General features: G+C 64.6%; 16 protein-coding genes. 13 read left to right on the top strand and 3 right to left on the bottom strand.

The window, feature by feature from the left end; translation table 11 throughout:
• The 10 genes from tssJ to EJ068_RS21935 are packed head-to-tail and all read left to right on the top strand — an operon-like array spanning position 1 to position 11,202.
• Positions 1-453, top strand: coding sequence for a type VI secretion system lipoprotein TssJ (gene tssJ, locus EJ068_RS21980; RefSeq protein ID WP_040985738.1), 453 nt, complete (start codon positions 1-3; stop codon positions 451-453).
• A 35-nt stretch (positions 454-488) separates the two neighbouring features.
• Entirely contained in the window at positions 489-1,823 is a 1,335-nt protein-coding gene (gene tssK / locus EJ068_RS21975) for a type VI secretion system baseplate subunit TssK (protein ID WP_127386073.1), read from the top strand.
• Positions 1,824-1,827: 4 nt separating this feature from the next.
• The gene (gene tssL / locus EJ068_RS21970; protein WP_127251781.1) at positions 1,828-3,156 is read left to right on the top strand and encodes a type VI secretion system protein TssL, long form; all 1,329 of its coding nucleotides are present in this window, start codon (positions 1,828-1,830) and stop codon (positions 3,154-3,156) included.
• Between the two features lies 1 nt (position 3,157).
• On the top strand, positions 3,158-6,700 hold the full coding sequence (gene tssM / locus EJ068_RS21965) for a type VI secretion system membrane subunit TssM (protein ID WP_127251782.1): 3,543 nt from the start codon (positions 3,158-3,160) through the stop codon (positions 6,698-6,700).
• Positions 6,682-7,221, top strand: coding sequence for a type VI secretion system-associated protein TagF (gene tagF / locus EJ068_RS21960; protein WP_127251783.1), 540 nt, complete (start codon positions 6,682-6,684; stop codon positions 7,219-7,221). The genes tssM (EJ068_RS21965) and tagF overlap by 19 nt, the downstream gene beginning before the upstream one ends.
• A 3-nt stretch (positions 7,222-7,224) precedes the next feature.
• The gene (locus EJ068_RS21955) at positions 7,225-8,124 is read left to right on the top strand and encodes a DUF4150 domain-containing protein (RefSeq protein ID WP_127251784.1); all 900 of its coding nucleotides are present in this window, start codon (positions 7,225-7,227) and stop codon (positions 8,122-8,124) included.
• A gap of 22 nt (positions 8,125-8,146) precedes the next feature.
• Positions 8,147-8,575, top strand: coding sequence for a hypothetical protein (locus EJ068_RS21950; protein WP_127251785.1), 429 nt, complete (start codon positions 8,147-8,149; stop codon positions 8,573-8,575).
• A complete protein-coding gene (locus tag EJ068_RS21945; protein WP_127251786.1) occupies positions 8,576-9,067 on the top strand; it encodes a hypothetical protein in 492 nt (163 codons plus the stop codon).
• A gap of 3 nt (positions 9,068-9,070) precedes the next feature.
• Positions 9,071-10,162 carry a DUF2169 domain-containing protein gene (locus tag EJ068_RS21940; RefSeq protein WP_127251787.1) on the top strand — a complete coding sequence of 364 codons (1,092 nt, stop codon included), beginning with the start codon at positions 9,071-9,073 and terminating at the stop codon, positions 10,160-10,162.
• A complete protein-coding gene (locus EJ068_RS21935; protein ID WP_127251788.1) occupies positions 10,159-11,202 on the top strand; it encodes a hypothetical protein in 1,044 nt (347 codons plus the stop codon). Before EJ068_RS21940 ends, EJ068_RS21935 begins: the two co-directional genes overlap by 4 nt.
• 5 nt (positions 11,203-11,207) lie before the next feature.
• Here EJ068_RS21935 and EJ068_RS21930 read toward each other — a convergent pair whose 3' ends face one another.
• The 3 genes from EJ068_RS21930 to tssI are packed head-to-tail and all read right to left on the bottom strand — an operon-like array spanning position 11,208 to position 15,139.
• On the bottom strand, positions 11,208-12,371 hold the full coding sequence (locus tag EJ068_RS21930; protein WP_129554858.1) for a hypothetical protein: 1,164 nt from the start codon (positions 12,369-12,371) through the stop codon (positions 11,208-11,210).
• A gap of 10 nt (positions 12,372-12,381) precedes the next feature.
• Entirely contained in the window at positions 12,382-12,807 is a 426-nt protein-coding gene (locus tag EJ068_RS21925; protein WP_127251790.1) for a DUF6484 domain-containing protein, read from the bottom strand.
• 7 nt (positions 12,808-12,814) lie between these two features.
• The gene (tssI, locus tag EJ068_RS21920; protein ID WP_127251791.1) at positions 12,815-15,139 is read right to left on the bottom strand and encodes a type VI secretion system tip protein TssI/VgrG; all 2,325 of its coding nucleotides are present in this window, start codon (positions 15,137-15,139) and stop codon (positions 12,815-12,817) included.
• 308 nt (positions 15,140-15,447) lie between these two features.
• Between tssI and tagH the strand changes: the two genes are divergently transcribed.
• The 3 genes from tagH to tssM (EJ068_RS21905) all read left to right on the top strand — a co-directional run bounded on the left by tagH (position 15,448) and on the right by tssM (EJ068_RS21905) (position 21,986).
• Entirely contained in the window at positions 15,448-16,527 is a 1,080-nt protein-coding gene (gene tagH, locus EJ068_RS21915; RefSeq protein WP_127251792.1) for a type VI secretion system-associated FHA domain protein TagH, read from the top strand.
• 396 nt (positions 16,528-16,923) lie between these two features.
• Entirely contained in the window at positions 16,924-18,456 is a 1,533-nt protein-coding gene (gene tssL / locus EJ068_RS21910; protein ID WP_127251793.1) for a type VI secretion system protein TssL, long form, read from the top strand.
• On the top strand, positions 18,456-21,986 hold the full coding sequence (gene tssM / locus EJ068_RS21905) for a type VI secretion system membrane subunit TssM (RefSeq protein WP_189342595.1): 3,531 nt from the start codon (positions 18,456-18,458) through the stop codon (positions 21,984-21,986). The genes tssL (EJ068_RS21910) and tssM (EJ068_RS21905) overlap by 1 nt, the downstream gene beginning before the upstream one ends.
• Positions 21,987-21,993: the final 7 nt, after the last annotated feature.

Genomic DNA, 21,993 nt, shown 5'->3' with positions numbered 1-21,993 from the left:
ATGATCGACAGACGCGAATTCATCGTTGCTCTCGGCGCGACGGGGCTGCTTGCGGCTTGCCAGAGCGGCCCGCCGAAACCATCGGTGATCTCGGTCAACGTGACCGGCGGCGCCGGCATGAATCCGGGACCGGGCGGCGGCGACCGGCCGGTGACGGTTCTGGTGATGCGGCTTGCCAGCACCGGCAAGTTCAACTCGGCCGATTACTTCGCGCTGCAAGGTGATGCCGGCTCGGCGCTGGGCGCCGACCTCATCGGCTCGGACGCGATCTCGGTCGCGCCCGGCAAGACGGCGGCCAAGACCATCACGGTCGAGCCGAACGCCACGGCGCTCGGCTTCGTCGCGCTGATCCGGGAACCCGGCGGACGCAACTGGCGCACGACCAAGTCGGTTTCGCCGGGGTCGAAATTCACCATCAATGTCAGCCTCGGCAAAGGCGGCATATCCGCCTAGCGAAGCGTCAACAGGGCAGTGCAGAGAGTGGCAGCATGAGCGACGCAAACAGGGTGCTGTGGTCCGAGGGACTCTTCTTGAGGACCCAGCATTTCCAGCAGCAGGACCGGTTCTTCGAGGGGTTGGTGCGCGGCGCCTTGCAGGCGGGCCAGCTCCATACGTTCGGCTTCCAGCAGCTGACGCTCGACCAGTCGCTGCTCGACGCCGGCCAAGTGTCGATCGTATCCGCCCGGGGCATCTTCCCGGACGGCACGCCCTTCTCCATCCCGGAGCTGATGGATGCGCCGAAGCCGCTGCCGGTCACGGCCGACACCGGCGCCGGGCCGGTGCTGGTGGCGCTGCCGCTGGAACCGCCCGGCGGCGTCGGCTTCGATCCGGCGCATGCTCAATCGACGGGCGCGCGCTACCACGGCAAGATCGTCCCGGTGCGCGACGCCGTGCAGGGCGGCGCCGATCCGGAAGAAATCGAGATCGCCCGGCCGCAAGCGGTGCTGCTGGCGCCCGGCAAATCGGTCGGCGGCTATACCGCCTTGCCGATCGCCGATATCACGGGCGTGCGCGCCGATGGCGGCGTCTCGCTCGACCAGTCCTTCCTGCCGCCGACGCTGATCACCGGCGCCGTGCACTGGTACCGGCAATTGCTGCAGGAGGTCGTCACCGGCCTCGACCAGATCGCCGAGGCGCATGGCAAGATGGTGATGGGCGGGGCCGGCCGCAGCGTCGAGGACCTTTTGATGCTGCACCTCGCCAATGCCGCGCGGCCGCGGCTGGCGCATATGCTGGCGCAGGACGTCTTCCATCCGGCCGAGCTCTATCTCGAACTTGCCGGCCTCGCCGGCGAGATGGCCACCTACGGCTCGAGCTCGCGGCGGCTCGGCGAGTTGCCGGCCTACGACCACATGGCGCCCGGCCCCGCCTATATGGCGCTGGCCGACGCCTTGCGTTCGCTGATCCTCAGCCTGCGCTACATCGAGCCGAAATCGCGCGCGCTTCCAGTCATGCGGCACGCGACCAATGTCTGGAAGGTGCGCATCGACAACCCGAAGCTGCTGGTCGCCAGCCGCATCGTCATCCGCGTCGGCTCCGAACTATCGGAAGACGCGCTGCGCAAGATCTTCGTCAACCAGGCGACGGTCGGCTCGGCCGACCAGTTCGAGGGCCTGTGGAAATCGCGCCTGCCCGGCATTCCGCTGAAACCGCTTCATTCGCAGCCGCGCGAGATCCCCTATGACGGCGACCGGCTGTGCCTGGAGCTGGACCAGAAGAGCGAGCATTGGGCCTCGCTGCTTGACGCTCCGGGCTTCGTCATCGGCGTTTCCGGCGTGCTGCCGAGCGAGCCGCAGGTCGACTGCTATTCGGTGAACAGGTGAGGCCATGAGCCGGGATGATCCCTTCGGACTGTCGGAGGATCGCGAGCGCACACGCATCCGGCTGACCGGTGCGGCGCCCCGGCCGATGGCGCCGCTGGCGCCGGGCGCGCCGGTCAAGCGGGCGCGCGCCCATCCCAACACGCTGATCAACATCTTCGCGCCGCTGCTCGAATTCGCGCCGGAGCTCGAAAGCGCGCTGGCGCCGGAGAACCCGGAAGTGATGCGCACGCGCCTGCTCGACGAGCTGGTGCGGGCGCGCGACGCCGCTGTTGCCTCGGGCTCCTCGCTGGAGCGCGCCGACCAAGCGGCCTGGGCCGTGGCGGCGCTGCTCGATGATCTCGCACTCAACACGCCATGGGGCGGCGCCAGCGCCTGGCCGCGCCAGCCGCTTGTGGTCATGCTGCGCGGCGACGTCGATGCCGGCACCCAGTTCTTCACGCGGCTCGACGAGCTGGAGCGGCATCCCAACCGCGACCGCGAGATGCTGGAGCTGCAATATTACTGCCTGGCGCTCGGCTTCCGCGGCAAGTACCGGGTGCCCGGCCGCGCCGGCGACCGTTCGCTCAACGCCGTGCGGGTAGCCGCGGCGCGCTTCTTGCGCAATGCGGATGCCGAGGATTCGCCGCTGTCGCCGAACTGGAAAGGCGTGATCGCGTCCGATGAGCCGCAGCGTTTCATCGTGCCGATCTGGGTGATGGCGCTTGCCGCGATTGTCGTCGCCGCTGCTGCCTATGTCGGCCTGTCGATGGGCTTGAGCAGCCAGGCGGTCGAGCTTTCCGCGCTGGTGCGCACGCTGCCGCCGGCCTCGCGCGGCGACGTCACCCGCGCCGCGCCCAAGCAGGATGCTCCCGAACCCGAAGCGCCGCAGCCGGTCGATTTCGCGCTGCTGCCCGAGTTCAAGGCCGAAGCGCCGGACGACCTCAAGGGCGCGCTCAGCGGCACCGAGAGCGTCTCGCTGGCCAAGCTCATCATCCAGTCCTCCAATCCCGAGCTGTTCCAGTCGTCGCGGCCGACGCTGACCGAGGGTTACGAGCCGCTGATTGCGTCGATCGCCAAGGTGATCCTCGACAACAAGGAGCTGATCGGAAAGATCACGGTCGTCGGCCATACCGACAATGTGCGCCTGCAGAAATCCAACCCGCTTGCCAGCAACCAGCGCCTTTCGGAAGCGCGCGCCGAGACCATAGCCAAGCTTCTGGCGCAGGCAGGCGTGCCGCCGGAAAGCATCTCGTCCGAAGGCCGCGCCGAAACCGATCCGGTGGCCGACAATTCCACTCGGGAAGGCCGCGCGCTCAACCGGCGCGTCGAGGTCCTGGTCGAGAAGAGGCTCTGAGATGTTCATCCTGCGCTTCCTCTGGGCTGTCATCACATCGCGTTTCTTGTGGACGCTGATCGGCATCGCGCTGCTTTCACTGCTGATCTGGGTGTTCGGGCCGATCGTGCAGGTCGGCCCTTACGCGCCGTTCGAGTCCGAGAATGTGCGCATCGCCATCATCGCCGGGCTGATCATCCTGTGGCTGATCTGGCTGATCATCGCGCAGCGCCGCGCGATCCGCGCCAACCGCATGTTCGTCGCCGAGATCGCGGCGCCTGTTCAGGAAAAGCAGCTCACGCCTGGAGAGGAGAGCGTCGCGGCCGTCGGCGCCAAGTTCGGCGAGGTGATGGCCGAGCTCAAGCGGCGCAAGCTCGGCGGCCGGAAATTTCTGCGCGAGATGCCCTGGTATGTGATCGTCGGTCCGCCGGCCACCGGCAAGACCACGGCCTTGCGCCAGTCGGGACTCAATTTCCCGATCGACCTCACCGACGATCTGCAGGGCGTCGGCGGCACGCGCAATTGCGACTGGTTCTTTTCCGAGAACGCGGTGCTGATCGACACCGCCGGCCGCTATGTCCAGCAGGAGAGCCAGCCGGATGTCGACGCGACGGAATGGCTGGGCTTCCTCGACCTGTTGAAGAAGCACCGGGGCCGCCGCGCGCTGAACGGCGTCATCGTCGCACTGTCGATCGACGCGCTGTCGGAGGGCGACGAGGCGATCAAGGCGCATGGCCGCAAAATCCGCCGCCGGCTGGCGGAGCTGAACGACCGGCTGGAGATCCGCCTGCCCGTCTACCTGATGCTGACCAAGGCCGACCTGATCAAAGGCTTCGAAGCCTTCTTCGGCGGTCTGTCGACGACGGCGCGCGAGCAGGTGTGGGGGACGACTTTTCCGCTCGACGCCCGCGTCAACGCTGGCACCATCCAGACGGAGCTCGCCAGGCTCGCCGCCGAGCTGGAGCGGCGGCTGGTGCCGCGGCTGGAAGACGAGGACAAGCTTGGCCAGCGCGCCGAGATCTTCCGTTTCCCGGCGCAGCTGGCGAGCCTGTCCGAGCCGATCCAGGTGCTGGTCGAGGCGATGTTCGGCGAGAGCCGCTACGAGGAAGCCGCCTGGCTGCGCGGCCTCTATCTGACCTCGGCGACACAGGAAGGCGCGCCGATCGACCGGTTGACCGCGGCGCTGTCGTCATCCTTCGGACTGCCGCCGCGTCGCGCCATGGCGGCGGCGCGCGTCGAGAAGCGCAGCTTCTTCCTGCGCAATCTGCTCACCGAAGTGATCTTCAAGGAGGCCGGCCTCGGCACGTTCGATCCGCTGGCGCAGCGTCGCCGCGCCTGGATCTGGCGCGGCGCGGCAGCGGCCTGCGCGCTCGCGGCGCTGCTCGCCGGCGGGCTGTTCACCTGGTCCTATCTCGACAACCGCAATGCGATCACCGAACAGGCGGGCCAGTTCGAGGCTTTGCAGCAGCCGCTGACCGACGTCGCCGCCATGCCGGCCGCGGTCGAGCAGCCGACCATGGACGGCGCGCTGGCGGCGATGGACGCGGTGGCGGCGGCGAGAGCCGCGCCGCCGGATGCCGTCCACAATCTGCTCGGCCCAACCGCTTCGGCTGAGCTGGTGCGGGCGCAGACCGACACTTACGACCATGCGCTGCGCAACGTGCTGGAGCCGCATATGGTCGCGCTGCTCGAAGCCACGATGTGGCGGCAGATCCGCGACCCGGATTTCATGCTCGGCGCGCTGAAGACCTACCGCATGATGACCGGCCTGTCGCAGATGGACACCGATTTCGTGCAGAACTGGTGGGTGAACAGCCTGCCGCAATTCGCGCCCGCGCCGCCCTTCCCCACCGCGGACGCCGAAGAGCACCAGCTTGCCGCGATCCGCCGCATGGCGGTCGACGACAGCTATATCGCCCCGGACAAGGAACTGGTCGCCGAGGCGCTGAAGACGGTGTGCACGATCTCGCTGCCGGAGCGCGCCTATAAGCAGCTTCTGGCCGACCCGGAAGTGGCGGCGGTCAAGGAATGGGTGCCGGCCAATTTCGCCGGACCGAACGGCGCCAAGGTGTTCGCGCGCCGCTCCGACAAGACGCTGCGCGTCGGCGTTCCAGGCCCCTATACCTATGCCGGTTTCCATGACGCCGTTCTCGACCGGGTCGAGGATGTCGCCGGCCAGGCAGCGCTCGACCGCGCCGTGTTTGCCGGCGGCTGTTCGGAGAATTCGGAGACGTCGGTGTCGGCGCTGTCGGAAGACATATTGAAGCTCTATTACGACGACTATATCGCGCAGTGGGATTCCTTCCTGCGCGACATGCGGCTTGCGCCGCTGACCGACCTCAATGTCGCCAGCGAGAACCTCAAGGATCTGTCCAGCGCCGACTCGGCATTGAAGCGCCTGTTGACGGCCGTGGTGCAGGAGACGGACCTCACCCGCTCCGACGACGCGGCGGCCGACGACAAGAGCGGCGGCGCCGCCAAGACCGGCTCGAAGCTTTTGAGCAAGCTCGGCAAACTGGGCAAGGTGGTGAAGACGGGAGCGAAACTGCTGCCGCGCGCGGGCTCGGCCGATCAGGTCGACATGACCGGCAGCCTGGTGGCCGAGCATTTCAAGCCGCTCAAGGGCACGATCGCGCAGGTCGACGGCCAGCCGCCGGCGCTCGACGCCGCCGTCGTGGCGCTGACGGCGCTGTCCAATGTGCTGCAGACCGTGACCGCCAACCCCGATCCGCAGGATGCGATCAAGAAGCAGGGCGGGCTGGCCGAACTGACGGGCGCGGTCGCGAGACAAGCGCAAATCCTGCCCTCGCCGATCAACGACTGGCTGGGCGGCATTGCCGGCGACACCAGCGGCCTGTCGCAGAAGGCCGTCACCAACGAGCTCAACGCCATCTGGCGCGCCGACATCCTGCCCTTCTGCCAGGCGGCGCTCAACAACCGCTATCCGTTCAGCCCGGAGAGCGCCGTCGACGTCAATGTGCGCGACTTCCAGCGCCTGTTCGGGCCGACCGGGCTGATCGACGCCTTCACCAACGACCATCTGATCAACTATGTCGACACCGCCAGCGAGCCGTGGAAATGGCGCGCCGATTTCGGCCTCTATCCGGCGGCGCTGGCAGCCTTCGAGCAGGCGCGTCACATCCGCGACGACCTGTTCCCCGGCGGCACCGGACCGGTAATGAATTTTACCCTCGAGCCGAAGGACCTGTCGCCAAACGTGGCGCGGGTGACGCTCAACCTCGATGGCCAGAACCTCGTCTACTACAACAACGCGACCAGGCCGCAGCCGATGACATGGCCGGGCAAGGACGGTACCGGCGTAATCTCGCTCGCCTTCCAGCCGGTCGACGGCTCGCCCGAAGTGATGCTTAACGAGACCGGCAGCTGGGCGTGGCTCAGAATGCTGCGCGGCGGCCGCTTCAACGCGACCAAGCTCACCGACGTCTACAGCCTGCGGCTCGGCACCAAGGGGATGTGGGCCGATTTCGAGCTCAAGGCGGCCAGCGTCGAGAACCCGTACACCCTCGAGATGTTCAAGAAGTTCACATGTCCGCCGCAGATCTGAACACTGGCTTCTTCGGCAAGATACCAGCGACGGGAGATTTCGTCTCCGCAAACCTGCCGCGGACGTTCATCGACCGCTGGGACCGGTGGATGTCGATGGAACTGCGCGCGCGGCCGGACGAGGGCGAGTTGGACTCGCGCGTCTGGCGCTTCATCGTCCAGGCAGCGATTTTCGGCGACCAGCCCTGTGCCGGGGTCTGGCGAATGAGCGAGGACCGCGTCGGCCGTCGCTATCCATTCACGATCGTTCGGCTCGGCCCGTTACCCGATCCCGGCGATGCGTGGTTCGATGCCATCGCCAACCTTGTCAACGGCAGCGTTGAGAAATTCTGGCCCCAGGCCCGTCTGATCGAGCGGCTTGCCGACGTGCCGCAGCCGCTCCCCGGGCTTAACACAAATGCGATCATGTTCTGGTGCGACGACTGGGAGGTCCATGAATTCAGGTTTACGGACATTCATGATCTGGCGTCGGCCGGGCTGCCCGCGATGCGTGCCCCCAGAGGCAGGGCGGAGGCGCTGTAGGCTATGGGCAACAGCGTCTATGCGGAGGGCATGGGATTTTTCCACAAAGGCAGTGGCGGCCAGGGCGTTGCGCCCGGAGATGTTTGCCTCAGCCCGCCACCGCCGCCAACCGGGCCTTTGCCCGTGCCCTATGTCAACATGCTCTCCGCAAGCGACCTGACCAAGGGAAGCAAGAGCGTCAAGATACAAGGCAACCCGACCGCTCTAGAGAATGCCTCGGAAGTTGCCACAAGCACGGGCGATGAGGCAGGCACTCAAGGTGGCGGGGTCGTCACACACAAAACGAAGGGCAAGGGTACATTCAAGCTCTGGTCGTTCACGGTGAAGGTGGAGGGCAAGGGTGTCGATCGTCACGGCGACCCCATGGGCCAGAACGAGATGAGCGATCCGCCGAATTGTATCGACGCCCAGGCGATGGTGGACTTCAAAAAGGTGCTCGGAGACAACGCCGGAAAGCCTTGCACGGTGCCCTATGACCAGGAAAAGCATCGCGCGCCGCTGAACAAGCCCCACTACGACAAGACCATGGGCGGACCCTGCTGGGAGTGCGCCAAACTTCCGAACGATCCAGGTGTCTGGGACACACTGATCTCGAAGGTAAATGGCCAGAACCAGTATTCCAACGGCACGTTGATTGTCGTTGACCGGAAGCGCGGCCGAGTACACCAGGAATCCAAACTCGCAGAGGACGGCAGCGTGGAGCAGGAAGCTTTCACGCCCGACCATCAACCTCCCTTGTCAGTCGCTTGGGCGATGGGAGGCTGCCATATGGAAAAATCGCCGGATGCGTTCCTGAAGTACATGGGCGACACAGACCGGGTCAAACCGCATTGCCGCAAACATGCGCAGAGCCAAGGCAGCCAAGCCGATGCTTATGCCAGGGCAAAGTATCCCGGCGCTTGAAGCTTGTTGAAGGAGAGGTGCCATGCGAACGTTCGAGGAAGTCCAGCAGGCTTACATCGACGAGTTACGACTTCTGCAGCCCGAACTTATCGCGTGGTGGAAGAACCTTGCCGGCCTCGACAAGCTGAGCGATCCGGTGCCGCCCGAAATAGCCAACCGGTGGCCGACCGGCTATTCGGGCCATCCGCGGGTCCTTGCGGTCTTTCGAAAATATTATCTGGAAATCGACGACCTGAACCAGGATGCGCTCGAAGCTGCGCAAAAACCGCCGCCTGACAAACATCCCGAAGAGCTCTGGGGCACAAACGACAATGGCGACCCAGTGGGCTATCGCCGCCCGATTGATCTATTGATCCTCGACATCAAAACGGCAGCTCCCGACCTGCACAAGTTGGTCGCGGGTATCGTGTACATCCCCATTGGCCTCAACCAGTTCGAGGAGGCTGTCTAGATGGCTCTGCTCACGCTCTACGACACCCAGGATGGCATCAAGCGCCTGCTCAACTGCATGTTCGACCTTGACGCATATTCCAGTTGGTACACCACGGACAAGCCGCGCAAAAAGGCAGCGGCCGACTACCAGCAGCTGTTCGACGCCTATGTTCAGCTGATCCAGCAAGCTTACAACGAGGCGGCTCCCTGGTGGGACGGCACGGTCGAGGCCGAACGGAACAAGGGGCTATCAGACAAAGACGCCCTGGAAGCGGCCTTCAACAATCGAATGGCGGGCCCCGCTTCCGACCCGCGTGTCGTCTGGATCGTCCGCGTCATCTGGCTGGAATGCGCCAACCGCAATGCGATGATGGCCGACTCGGAAAAAATTCGGCCTGAATATCTTCTGCTCCAATGGCTGATCGATGCAGAAGAGACCGAGCTTGTGCGTTTGATTGCCTGCATACCTTACTGGCCCGTTGGACTGGACGAGAATGGCAACTGGTGCTGAGCAATGGCGTTCGCTGTCGAGCTTGTTAACCGAACCCCTTTCGCCGCCGCCACCCACGTGCAACCCGACGCGGATGGCCAGGAGGTCTTGGTGGCCATGTTCTCGGCCAGCTTCGAAGCCCCCTCTCAAGACGCCGAGTTGAAACCCGCGGAGATACAGCTGCCGGTAAATTTTGGCGATGTGCCGTTCGGCAACCCGGTTTTGTCCTCCACCCGTTATGAGGCGGATATCGCCCCAGTCAAACCGTCCGCCGAAGTAATCGTCAACGGTACGGCATACGCCCCCAACGGCAAGCCGGTAAAGGAAATGCAGGTTGGTCTGCGGATTGGCGATACCCGCAAAGTTCTCAACGTCGTTGGCGATCGGGTATACGATTCCGGCAACTACAGCGCTCCGCATCCGTTCAGGACGATGCCGATCGTCTATGAGCGCGCCTATGGCGGCAGCGCACCCGACGGAAGTGTCGTCGATCGGCACAACCCGGTCGGGGTGGGCTTTCATCACTTTCCATCCGCTGACCATGCCGTGAAGACGCAGGCACCCAACATCACCTACCCGGGCGAGCCGTTTCTCAGCCCCTCCGACCGGCCAAGGCCTGCGGGGTTTGGCGCGCTCGGTCGGGGCTGGCAGCCGCGCATCGGCTATGCAGGCACCTACGATCAAGCCTGGATCGACACACAATGGCCATTGCCGCCGAAGGATTTTGATGCTCGGTACAATCTCTGCGCACCGGCAGACCAACAATTGCAGCGGTTCAGTGGGCGCGAGGACGTGTCCTTGATAGGCCTCACTTCAACCGGGCGCTGGGATTTTAGACTTCCGGCCGTCGTCGCGCCCCTGCGGCTGATCTATAGTGATCGCGTCGAGGATCATCCCTTCCGCGCAGATACGGTGATTATCGAGCCTGATATCTGGCGGATAACTCTTAAGGCGCGCCTCGCAGTTTTGACCAGACGCCAGGCACCACCGCTGCGCGAGATTGTTTTTGGACATGTTTCGCCGGCGCTTTTGGCCGCACGGCGCAAACGCAAGGCCTACTTCAGTCAAAGAGGCGGTGACGGGACGCTGCTCAATCAGCCTGTGTGGCAGCCATGAAACAGCCGCTTTATGTCAGCGGAGCCGGGGCTGTCACAGCCGCTGGCCTCGACGCGCGCCAGACGATGGCGGCAATCCGAGCCAGCCTGTCCGCCTTTGAGGAAAAGATACTGAGCGAACCCTTCGGCGCCGTTCAGATCGTCGCGCGCATCCCAACCCACTACCAGTTGCGCCAAACCGATGGCCAGTGGCTGGTCAACATGGCAGCCCGGGCCATTCGCGAAGCTTTGCGAAGCGGAACGCGCCCAGCCGGGGCGACGGCGGTCCTCGTTGCGCCACCGGAGGGTTTTCGCAACCATCCTGCCTATGGCGACATTGCTCCGCAGAGTTTTCTCGCGGCAGTAGCGTCGGCAACCGGCGAGAAATTTCACGCTGCCTCTCGGGCTATCGACGGCGGCGCTGCGGCAAGCGTCGGACTGTTGGAGCGTGCCGCTGAACTGATGGAACAAAACGGCGTCCAACAGGTGATACTCGGCGGCGTCGACAGCCTCGTCAACGATACGGACCTTGGTCGCCTGGGACGGGCCGGCCGCCTCAAGGGAGCGGACAACGCACAGGGCTTGGTGCCAGGCGAAGCGGCGGCATTTGTCCGATTGACCCGTGCGCCGGAAGAGTCGGCGCGCTTCCACGCAGTCATCCAAAGCGTTGGGCTGGCTCAAGAGAAGGATAACGTTCTCTCCGACCGTTATAGCCAGGGGCGCGCCTTGCTCAGTGCCCTGCGTGACGCCGTGAACGATTCAGGCCTGTCCGAAGGACATATCAACTTCGTCGTCAGCAACAGCAACGGCGAGCGCTACAGCGGCTGGGAGCAGTTGATCGCCCGACCTCGTTTCTACCGCACGCGGCGTGAGGTTCTGCCTGTTGCCTATCCAGCCATGACTATTGGCGACATAGGAACCGCGGGGGGAGCGCTCGCATTGATGCTTGCTGCCGACAGTCTGCTCAATGATTACGCGCCAGGGCCAACCGCCATCTGCGAAGTCGCGTCCGAAAAGGGCTTACGAGCAGCTGCTGTGGTGGCGCGGGTGACCCAGCACTGAGAACGTTATATCCAGGCCGGAAAACTGCGGGTGCCGCGCCAATCAGCAAGAGGGGTCTCGGGTGCCGCGAAGGCGGCACGCAACGCGCCAAGCCGCAACCGGCGCATAGACCGGAACAGCCGGTGATTGCGCCCGCCACGCCCCTCGTCCCACCACGCTTCGACACGGTCCGCCGCCGGCAGCAGCCCGTCATCCAGATCGGCGAAGTCCTTACCCAGGAGCGATGTATCTGCGACAAACAGATCGGTGTCGCCGAAATCAACCTCGAACAGGTCACGGAGCGAGGCGCCGGCAGCGCCGGCGAGGTCAGGCTCACGCATCTTTTCGATCAGCCACGGCATCACTTTGTGATCGCCGAACAGGCCAATCGACGCCGTCGCCGCGACACGACGCGCTGGCTGCGCTAGGTGTTTTCGCAGCCACTGCTTGCCGGCCTTCGTCGGCGTCGTCAGCAGGCGTATTTCGATCGCAGCCTCGGCGAGCCCCGGTTCCGTCATCACGATCTGATCGATCACCCGGTGGGCGGAGCGAGTCTCGCCGAGCATACAGGCGGCGACAGCAGCCGTCAGTCGCTCCCCGGGCGTCTCTGCATCAAGGCCGGCCAGCACCATCGGAAGCAAATCGCGCCGTTTGACCGCACCCGCAAGTCTGAGGGCGTGGCCGCGCACAACAGCATCGGAATGACCCGCCAGATCGAACAATCGCGACCCGGGATCGACGCGATGATGCCAAAGCGCCGATAGACCGAGTGCACGCGGCCACGCGTCCCGCGCATCAAGCCACTTCGCCACGAACGGCCGCAAATTGTCGCGTGGCGCACGCGCAATCGCTGCGGACAGGGGCGACAATCCGGTCTTACCCACGCCGATGGCGGCCTCGATCGCCGAGGCGACCAGGGCGGCCTCACCCCAACGCAGCGCGAGGGCCCCCAATACGAAAAGCTCACCAGGCTCGGGATAGTCGCCAAACCTGGCGAGAGCGGCTTCCCAGCCAGCCTTGCCTGCAGCCATCAATCCCTCGATATTCGCTTCGAGACGTTGATCGATGCGACCTATCTCGGTCTCATCAAGGAGCGGACCATCTATCTCCCGCCTGCGGCGAAGCCAGAGGAAGGCCGCGTCTTCGGCATGCTGATCCACTATGGCGGCGATGGTCGCAACGTGAAGCATCGGCAAACCCTCAATTGAGATGCACGGCTCCGCCGCGAATACGGTTGGTGCCGCTCGCCTGGCTGGTCAATTGAGTGCCACGGACAGTGATCCGGCCGTCCTTCTCCAAAATGATCGACGCCAGGCCGCAGCGCAGTTCTATGCGCTCTTCGCCCGTGATCACGATACGGCTGCCGTCGCGAACGACTTGCAGTTCCGGCTTTTTATTGGCTGGATCGACAATTCGCCCGACGACCAGCGGGCGCATCGGATCGCCCCCCTCGAAAAGCAATGCCAGTTCCGAGCCAATCGAGGATGTGTCGAGTTCGGTCAGACTGCGGGCTGCAATCGCCGTCTCGCTTGGGTTGCCTACGAAAACCACCAGCGGCGCCCCGTCCTCGAACCCGATCAGCAGGCCGATCACGACACCGTCGATGCGATTGAGCACTTCCATGATCGCGACCTCAATTGTTGTTGATGGTGCTTCCTTTCACGATCACATCGCCGTCCGCCTTGACGGTGATCTTGCCGCTGCCTTTGATCGTGATGTCCTTGCCGCTCGCGACGATTGTGCCGTCCTTCTTCATGGTGATGGAGGCATCGCCGCATTTCAGCGTGATTTCGTCGCCGGCATCGATCATCAGCTTCTTGCCGACTTTGATCGTGCTGTCTTCGGCAACCTGGATACCGCTGCCCTTGCCTACCTTAAGCGCATGCGCGCCACCGACATCGGTCGCATCGTCCGCACCGATCTTGGCCGTCCTTGCCTTCCCGATTTGAGACGATTGTGCGCCGCCGACCGCCAGGCTCTGGTCGGCGCCGATCTGGATGTTCTGACTTGCTCCGACGTTCCAGCTGTCGCCTGCGCCGATATCATGACTTTGGCTGATACCCACGCTGACCGAACGCACGGCACCGATTGTGTTCATCTGTGCCGCGCCTACGGTTCTCGTTTCAGCGGCCCCCACCGTGTCGACGCGCGCGACACCCACTGTGACTGTCTGATTGAGCCCCACCGTCTGCGAGTGGTTCGCGTCGATGTTTTCCGTCGAGTTCGCAACGACATGGATCGTCTCGTTCGCCATCACCGTCAGCTTGCGGTTCGCGCCCACCGTTTCGGTGTCGTTCGAGCCGATGTTGGTGGTCTGGTCGACGCCGATCTTGACCGTCTTGTTGTTGCCGACGTCCTCGTCGAGGTTGTGGCCGACGGAGTGTTTGGCGTCGTGGTCGATGCGGTCGGACTGGTCGTGCTGGACCGTCTTGTTGCGGTCGTGCTTGATCAGCAAATGGTGGTCTTTCTGCGCCTGGAAATTGACCAGCTCGGAGCCTGCCTTGTCCTCGAACATCAACTCGTTGTACCCGCCGCCGCCCTTCGAGGAATTCGACTTCCAGCCCGACTGCGTGGCGTTGCCCGGCAGTCCGTAGGGCGGCATCTGCGAGGCGTTATAGACGCGGCCGGTGATGATCGGCAGGTCCGGGTCGCCCTCGATGAAATCGACGATGACCTCCTGGCCGATGCGCGGGATCTGGATGAAGCCCCAGTTGCTGCCGGCCCAGGTCTGCGAGACGCGCACGAAGCAGGATGAGTTCTGATCCTTCTTGCCGAGCCGGTCCCAATGGAACTGCACCTTCACGCGGGCATATTTGTCGGTGAATATCTCCTCGCCCGAAGGACCTACCACCGTTGCCGTCTGCGGGCCGCGCATGATCGGCCGCGGCGTGATGCGCGGTGGGCGGTAGGGCAGTTTGGTGGGCGCCACGCCCAGCACGACTTTGAAATTCTCGTTGTGGGCCTCGTTCTGGGTCCGGTAGCCGGGATCGAACAGCCGGTATTCGGCGCTGACCACAAGATAGTCCTGGTTCTGGTCGTCACGCGGAAAGCTCTCCAGCGTGAACTTGCAGCCGGAAAAAAGGCCGCGCACCGTGCCAACCGCGGTGCTGTGCTGGTGCACGGCCTGAAGCTCCTCGCGGCGGATCCCGGCGATCTTGTCGCCGCGCCCGACATCGAGATGCGCGCCTGGCTGGCGATAGTTTTCGCCGGAGGCTTCCTTATGAGCGAAAGGCTGGGCGGATTTCGCCATCAGATCGGCGCCGGGCTTCTCGAAATCATAATCGGTGTGGGCATAGGCGCCCGGCCGCACCGCGCTGCCAGGTATCCATTCGGTGATGTATTCGACATCGCGCCGCGAGGCCTGGCCCTCGAAATTGTAAAGCACCTTCTCGTAACCGGGCGCCGGCTTCAGCTTGCTCATCGCGTCGCAGAGGATGAGCGTGTGCTTGCCCTCGTCATGCTCGAAGAAATAGAAGATGCCTTCGTGCTCGAGCAGCCGCTGTACGAAATCGAGATCGCTCTCGTCATACTGCACGCAATATTCGCGCTGGGGATAGGAGCCCTGCAGCCGCTTCTCGAATTTGGCGATGCCATATTTCGAGAAGATCTTCTCGACGATCTCCACCGCCGTCATGTTCTGGAAGATGCGGCAATCGGTGGTGTTGCCGAGGAACCAGAGCCACGGCCTGACGGTCGCCTCGTAGAAGGCCAGCCGGTCCTCGATGCGGGTCAGCTTGAAATCCGACACGAGGCCACTGAACCAGCGCTTCGGATCGGACTCGCCCTCGACCGAAACGACGCCGCCCAGCATCTTCAGCGGGTCGACGTCGCGGTTCTTCGAGACGAAGCCGACGGTATAGGCGAAGCAGCGACTGATCTCATCGCGGCCGATGAGATGGGTGAAGGTCAGGTCGGCGCCAGCCGGCGTCTGTACAACCGTGGCACGTTCGTTCGGCATGGGTCGTGCCCCTCCTCGACGCGGCCGTCAGTGTGATGGTTTGAAGCCCCCGCTCTATTAACTGGATCACGTTCGGGAGCGTTCGAGTTCACCGCACCGTATCCGCGTCAGCCTAGCACATGTTTGAGGGAGGCCAAATAATAGCGATGGCTAAAGCGCGCCCATGCGCCGATGTGAAACGCTCCTCTCCCGCTCGGCTTCCAAGCTGCTAGAATAGCAGAGCAATTCCGGAAGGGCGCTCAATGGTTTTCCGCCCGGAATTGCGCGACAGATAAGCATTTGTTGACCAAGTTCGGCGACGCTTCCGGATGTTCATCTCTCTCCAGATCAGCAATGTCGACAGCCTGCCGGCCGGCACCGCCGCCAGCTATGCCGCCCGCGATCGCAGCTTCGAGATCGGCCGCGAGAATTGCGACTGGACATTGTCCGATCCGGACAAGTTCATTTCGGGCCGGCATTGCGAGGTCCGCTACCAGGCGGGTTCGTTCTGGCTCTACGACCTCTCGCGCAACGGCACCTTCGTCAATGGTTCGGGCCAGCGCATGGCCGGGCCGCATCGGCTGGCACAGGGCGACCGGCTGCTGATCGGCCGCTACGTCGTCGGCGTTTCGATCGAAGACGAACGGGCCGCGACCGGATATCCGCAGACCAGGACCGGATCGACTCAGCGCGAGCTGCCGCCCTCGACCGGCCGGCCGCTGGATCCCGGCCATGAACCGTTCTTCAGTCCGGCGGATCAGCGCCCGGCCGAGGCGGCGCCCGTCTCGACATCCTCGGCGCTGCAGCCAGGTCCGGCGGCCCCGGCCAACCGGCCCGCGGAAGTGGATGCGATGTTGCGGGAAATCGCCAGGGCGGCGGGCATCGCTCCCGACTTGCTGCAGTCGCGCGATCCTCACGACGTCGCGGCCGAGATCGGCGCGGTGCTGAGAACCACGGTCGAGCAACTGTCCCTGCTGCTCAAGGCGCGCGCGGCGGCGAAGGTGCTCGCCAAGAGCGCGAACCGCACGATGATCGGCGCCGAGGACAACAACCCGCTGAAATTCGTGCCGGGCACCGACGACATATTGGAGATCATGTTCGCCAAGCGCAGGGCGGGCTATCTCGATGCCAGGCGCAGCATCGAGGATGCGTTCCGCGACCTGAAGGCCCATGAGATCGCAACCTATGCCGCCATGCAGGCGGCGCTGTCGCGGCTGCTCGACGACCTGTCGCCGGAGGCGATCGCGAAGAAAATTCCGCCTGCGTCCTTCTCGTCCAGGAAGAGCCAGGCCTGGGATGCGCTCGTCGCGACATGGCGGACGATGGAAGATAAGCATGAGAACGGCATGCTGGATGTCTTCCTCACCTATTTCGCCGAAGCTTACGCCAAGGCCGACAAGAAGAAATAGACGCACGGGCACTAGCGCATTTCACCGTTTCACGGAAACGGTGAAATGCCCCATCTTCTTGTTTTCACGCAATTCCGGACGGAAAACCGCTCACACTTTTCCTGGAATTGCTCTAACCGCTGGCCGTATGTGACGGGTCTCATAGAAGAAGCCGCCGCTTCGAGCATCTTGCTTCCGGATTTCAATCGGCGGCCCGTTTCAATTGGGTATCCGGGCGACTAGAATGCACAGGGACGCTAGCCCGGCGGGCAAGGCGGCGAGGCTTGGGGCGTGTGCAGCAATGTCATGTTTCGGCGAGATGAGCCTTTCCAAGCGGCCCGCCGCCGAGGCTCAGCCTGAAACGCGGTCCCCCGATCGAAAACATGCCCTTTGCAGCTTGAAGGCGGGGCGCCGCCGATGAGCTCGAAGGACGATCCGTCTAGGCCGGCGGACAAGACCGTCATCCGCGCGCCGCGACCGAAGCAGAAGCCACTCGCGGCTGCCGAGAGGTCCGGTCCGGAAAGCGTGCGGCCAGCCCCATCGCCTTCCCGCGAAGCGACGGTGTTCGATCCCGGTGGCGGCCGGCAGATGCCTACCGGCTGGTCGTCCGGAACCGTGCTCTTCCAAGGGCCAACTCCGGGAACCGCCGCGAATGCGGCGCCGGGCGTGCAGCAGGATGCCCTGCTCGACGCCGCCTCCGGCGTGAGATACGCTGCAGCCAATCCGATCCTTGCCGCCTCCGCGCCGCTGTTGATGCTTCTCGGTCAATTGCGACTGATGCCGGTCGACCGGCAAGCCGCGCCCTTGGCGGAACATATCGCCGACGCGATCGAGACCTTCGACCTTGAAATCGCGAAGGCAGGCGTGGCCGAGGAAGACGCACGCATCGCCAAATTCGCGCTTTGCGAAACCGCCGACGACCTTGTCGGCAATCTGCCCTGGCCAAGCAAGGACAGCTGGCTTCAGCACAGCCTGGTGGCGCGGTTCTTTCACACCCAACCTACCGGCGCCGGTTTCTACGGAGCGCTCAACAACATCCTCGCCACGCCGGAAGCGCATTACGACCTGCTCGAACTGATGCATGCCTGCCTGTCGCTGGGCTTCGAGGGCCAGTATCGCGGGCTGGCCAAGGAACGAGATACGCTCGAACGCGTCCGGCGCGACGTCTACGACACGCTGCGCTACTTCAAGCCGCGCGCCGGCGAAGACATCTCGCCCCACTGGCAAGGCATGGCGGCGGCGCTGCCGAAGCCGAGGGCGCGGCTGCCGCTCTGGGCGGTCGCGGCCGCCGCGGCGACGCTGGTCACGGCGGCCTTCTTCGGGCTGCGGGTGCTGATCACCGATGAAGGCGACGCGACGGCGGGAGAGTTGCTGGCGCTCAACCCCTCGACGCCCGTCACCATCGAGCGCGCCAGCGTGGCGGCGCCCACTGAGCCGGCGCAAGCCGCCCCGCCGCCGCCAGCGGTTCCGGACACCGCCCAGATCGACCGTGTCCGCGCCGCCCTTGCCAAGGAGATCGCCGGCGGCGGACTGAGCGTCGGCGAGAAGGGCGCGTTCATCGTCATCGAGATCAACAACCAGCTTCTGTTCGCGCCCGGCCAGGCGGAGCCGAAGCCGCAGTTCCAGCCGGTCGCGGCCGATATCGCCACCGTGCTCGATGCTGAGCCTGGACCGATCAACATCATTGGACACACCGACAATGTGAAACCGAAGAAGTCCAGCACGTTCAAATCGAATTTCGACCTCTCGGTCGCTCGCGCCAAGGCCGTGCAGGCGATGATGGCCAAGCAGGTGAAGGATCCGTCGCGGCTCAGTGCCGACGGCAAGGGCGAGGACGAACCGATCGCCGACAATGGCACGGCGGACGGCCGTGCCAAGAACCGCCGCGTCGACGTGATGATCCCGAAACAGGAGATTTTGCAGACCAGCGCGGCGGAGAACGGCGGCTGATGCGCTGGATGCGGCGGATCTTCAGCCTGGCTGCGCTCGCCGGTTTCTCGGCGGCGATCTGGTATGCCGGACCGCTGATCCGCTTCGCCGATACGCGCCCGCTTGGTCCAGTGTGGCTGAGGGCCACGATCATCGGCGTCACCGTTGCGGCGCTCGCGCTGTTCTACGGGATCCGCTTCTGGCAGCGGCGGAAGGCGCAGAAGGCGCTCGAAGCGGCCATCGCGCGCAGCGATGAACGCAACGACGATTCCCAGGTGCTCGAAGCACGCATGAGCGAAGCCATCGCGACGCTGAAGCGGACGAGCGGCAAGCGCAATATCCTCTATGACATTCCCTGGTACATCATCATCGGCCCGCCCGGTGCCGGCAAGACGACGGCGCTGGTCAATTCCGGGCTGAAATTCCCGCTTGCCGGCTCTGGCAGCGCGCAGCCGGTGGCCGGCGTCGGCGGCACGCGGTCCTGCGACTGGTGGTTCACCGACGAGGCGGTGCTGATCGACACGGCCGGCCGCTACACGACGCAGGAGGCGGACCGCGAGCGCGACAGAGCGAGCTGGCTCTCCTTCCTGGGACTGCTGAAGAAGCACCGCACCAGGCAGCCGATCAACGGCGTCATCCTGGCCATCAGCCTGTCGGATCTCATCGGCTTCGACGACCGGCAGCTCGACGAGCATGTCACCGAAATCAGGAGCCGCCTGCGCGAATTGCACCAGACGCTGAAGATCCAGTTCCCGGTCTATCTGCTGTTCACCAAGGCCGATCTCGTCGCCGGCTTCATGGATTATTTCGGCGATTTCGACGAGGCGCGCCGGCGCAAGGTGTGGGGCGCGACGTTCCAGACCGCGGACCGCACCAAAAACATGGCCGGCGAGGCGCCCGGATCCTTCGACGAGTTGGCCAAGCGGCTCGCCGAAGAGGTCGCCGACCGCCTGCAGGAAGAGACCGACCCCGTGGCGCGGATTGCGCTGTTCGGCTTTCCGGCGCAGTTCGGCGCGCTGAAGAACCGGATAACGCAGTTCATCGGCAGCCTGTTCGACACATCGCGCAGCCAGGTTAACGTCAGCCTGCGCGGGCTCTATTTCTCGTCGGGCACGCAGGAAGGAACGCCCTTCGACCAGGTGCTGGGCGCGATCGGCCGCAGTTTCGGCAGCGCTTCGCAGGCGCATCTTTCGGGCGCCGGCAAAAGCTTCTTCCTACACGATCTGCTGACCAAGGTGATCTTCCCGGAATCCGGCTGGGTATCGTTCGACCGGGCGGCCGAGCGCCGCATCCGGCTCGCCAGGTTCGGCGGACTGGCGGCGATCGCGCTGGCAGCCTTGGCGGCGCTCGGCGTGCTGGGCCTCAGCTTCTTCGCCAACAGAGAGCTGATCGCCTCCACAAGGCAAGCCATTGCGCATTATCGCGACAGCGCCGACAGCCTGTTGAAGAGCACCACGGTGACCGACGTCGACCTCGAAAACGTCATCGGCCCGCTCGACCAGCTGCGCAACCTGCCGGCCGGCTTCGAAAATGGCGACCAGGGCAGGCCGATCGAGGAGACGTTCGGGCTCAGCCAGCGCGAGAGGCTGCTGTCGGCCTCCAAGACCGCCTACCGGCAGGCACTGGAGCGCAGCTTCCAATCGCGGCTGCTGGTGCAGGCCGAGCGGACGATCCAAGCCAGGATGGCCGATCCGATCGCGCTTTACGAGCCGCTCAAGATCTACCTGATGCTGGGCGGCAAGGCGCCCAAGGTCGACGACGAGCTGATCGTCTCGTGGATGAAGCAGGACTGGGAGGAAAACCGCTACCCCGGCGAGAACAACCGCGAGGGACGCGCGCAGCTTGAAAAGCATCTGCGCGCCATGCTTGCGCTCGACGACGCCTACGATCCAACCTTCGCGCTCAACCAGCCGCTGGTCGAGGCCGCGCAGCGCTCGCTCGGCCGCATGAGCCTCGCCGACCGCGCCTTTGCGCAGATCAAGTCGGCGGTCTACGCGGCGAGGCTGCAGGATTTCTCCGTCGCCGCGAAAGCCGGTCCGGAAGCGCAGCTGTTGTTCGAGCGCATCGACGGCAGCGAGCTCGCCGATCTCCACGTCCCCGGCCTTTACACGCGTGCCGGGTTCAACCGCTTCTTCCTGCCGCAGCTGTCGCGCATCGCGCAGATGCTCGTCGACGACCGGTGGGTGCTCGGCGGCGGCGGCGAACAGGGCGGTATCGACCAGGACCTGCCCAAGCTCGGTCCCGAACTCATCGACCGCTACGGCAAGGAATTCGCCGCCGCCTGGAACGGCGTGCTCGACCAGCTGAAGCTCAAGGCGATGCTGAAGGACAAGCCGCAATATCTCGCGCTTTCCGCCCTCGCCGCGGCGGACTCGCCTCTCGACCAGCTGTTCACGGCGATCGCCGACGAGACCGCGTTGACCAAGGACGCTGCCGCTGCCGAGGGCGATACCGGGACGGCTGAGCCGGATCTCGCCAGCATGGCCAAGGGCCTCTCCCGCATCGGCCTGCAGATCGCCGGCGGCAAGTCCCAGAGCCGGGCCGGCGCAAGCTCGGCCCTTGCGCAGAACGCCGGCGCGAGCGTCGAGGCGCAGTTCCGCTCGTTCCAGGCATTGGTCAGCGGCAACCCCGGGCGCCGGCCGCTCGATGCGCTGACGCAGAACTTCCACGACATTTTTCAGAGCCTGAAGCTCGCGGCCGATGTCCCCACGCAGACCGAACGCGTCAACGCCAATCTGCAGCTGCAGATCTCGACCTTGCGCGCCAATGTCTCGCGCCTTCCCAAGCCGCTGGCGCGCATGGTCAACGCGGCGGCGGACGAATTCGAGGGCAATGTCGCGGAGACCTCGATCGCCAATCTCAACCAGACCCTCGACCAGACGGTGACGCGCCCTTGCGAGGAGGCTGTCAACGGCCACTATCCGTTCGCCCGCGACAGCAGCGAGGACATCTCGATGGCGGATTTCGCCAAGCTGTTCGCGCCTGGCGGCCTGATGGACCGTTTCTTCGCGCAAAACCTTGCGCCGCTGATCGACATGACCGGCCAGGAATGGAGCTGGAAGCAGAATGCGCGCTACAGCAAGGATCTTGCGAAATCGACCCTGAAGGCGTTCCAGGCGGCGGCGGAAATCCGCGCCGCCTTCTTCCCGTCGGGCGGGTCGACGCCGTTGGTGTCGATCACCTTCACACCCACCTCGCTGAACAGCGAAGCCGACAGCGCGGTGCTCAACGTGGACGGGCAGACAGTGCAGAGCGCCCAGGCCGGCAACGCACCGAGCATCGTGACATGGCCGAGCGGCGCCGCGTCCGGATCGGCGAGCCTCAGCCTCCTACCGGAAATGCCGGGACGCGAGTCCGCGCTCAAATTCGAGGGGCCGTGGGCGTTGAAGCGACTGTTCGACAAGGCGACCACCACCGGCGACGGCGCCAGCACCGAGGCGCGTTTCGTGATCGGTGGACGCGATGTCGCCTACACGATCCAGGCGGGCTCTGGGGCCAACCCCCTCGTCCTGCCAGCCTTGTCAGGCTTCAGCTGTCCGAAGGCGTTTTGAGATGGCC

This window comes from Mesorhizobium sp. M2A.F.Ca.ET.043.02.1.1, assembly GCF_003952405.1.
GTDB lineage: Bacteria > Pseudomonadota > Alphaproteobacteria > Rhizobiales > Rhizobiaceae > Mesorhizobium.
This window is presented reverse-complemented; position numbering and strand designations above follow the sequence as displayed.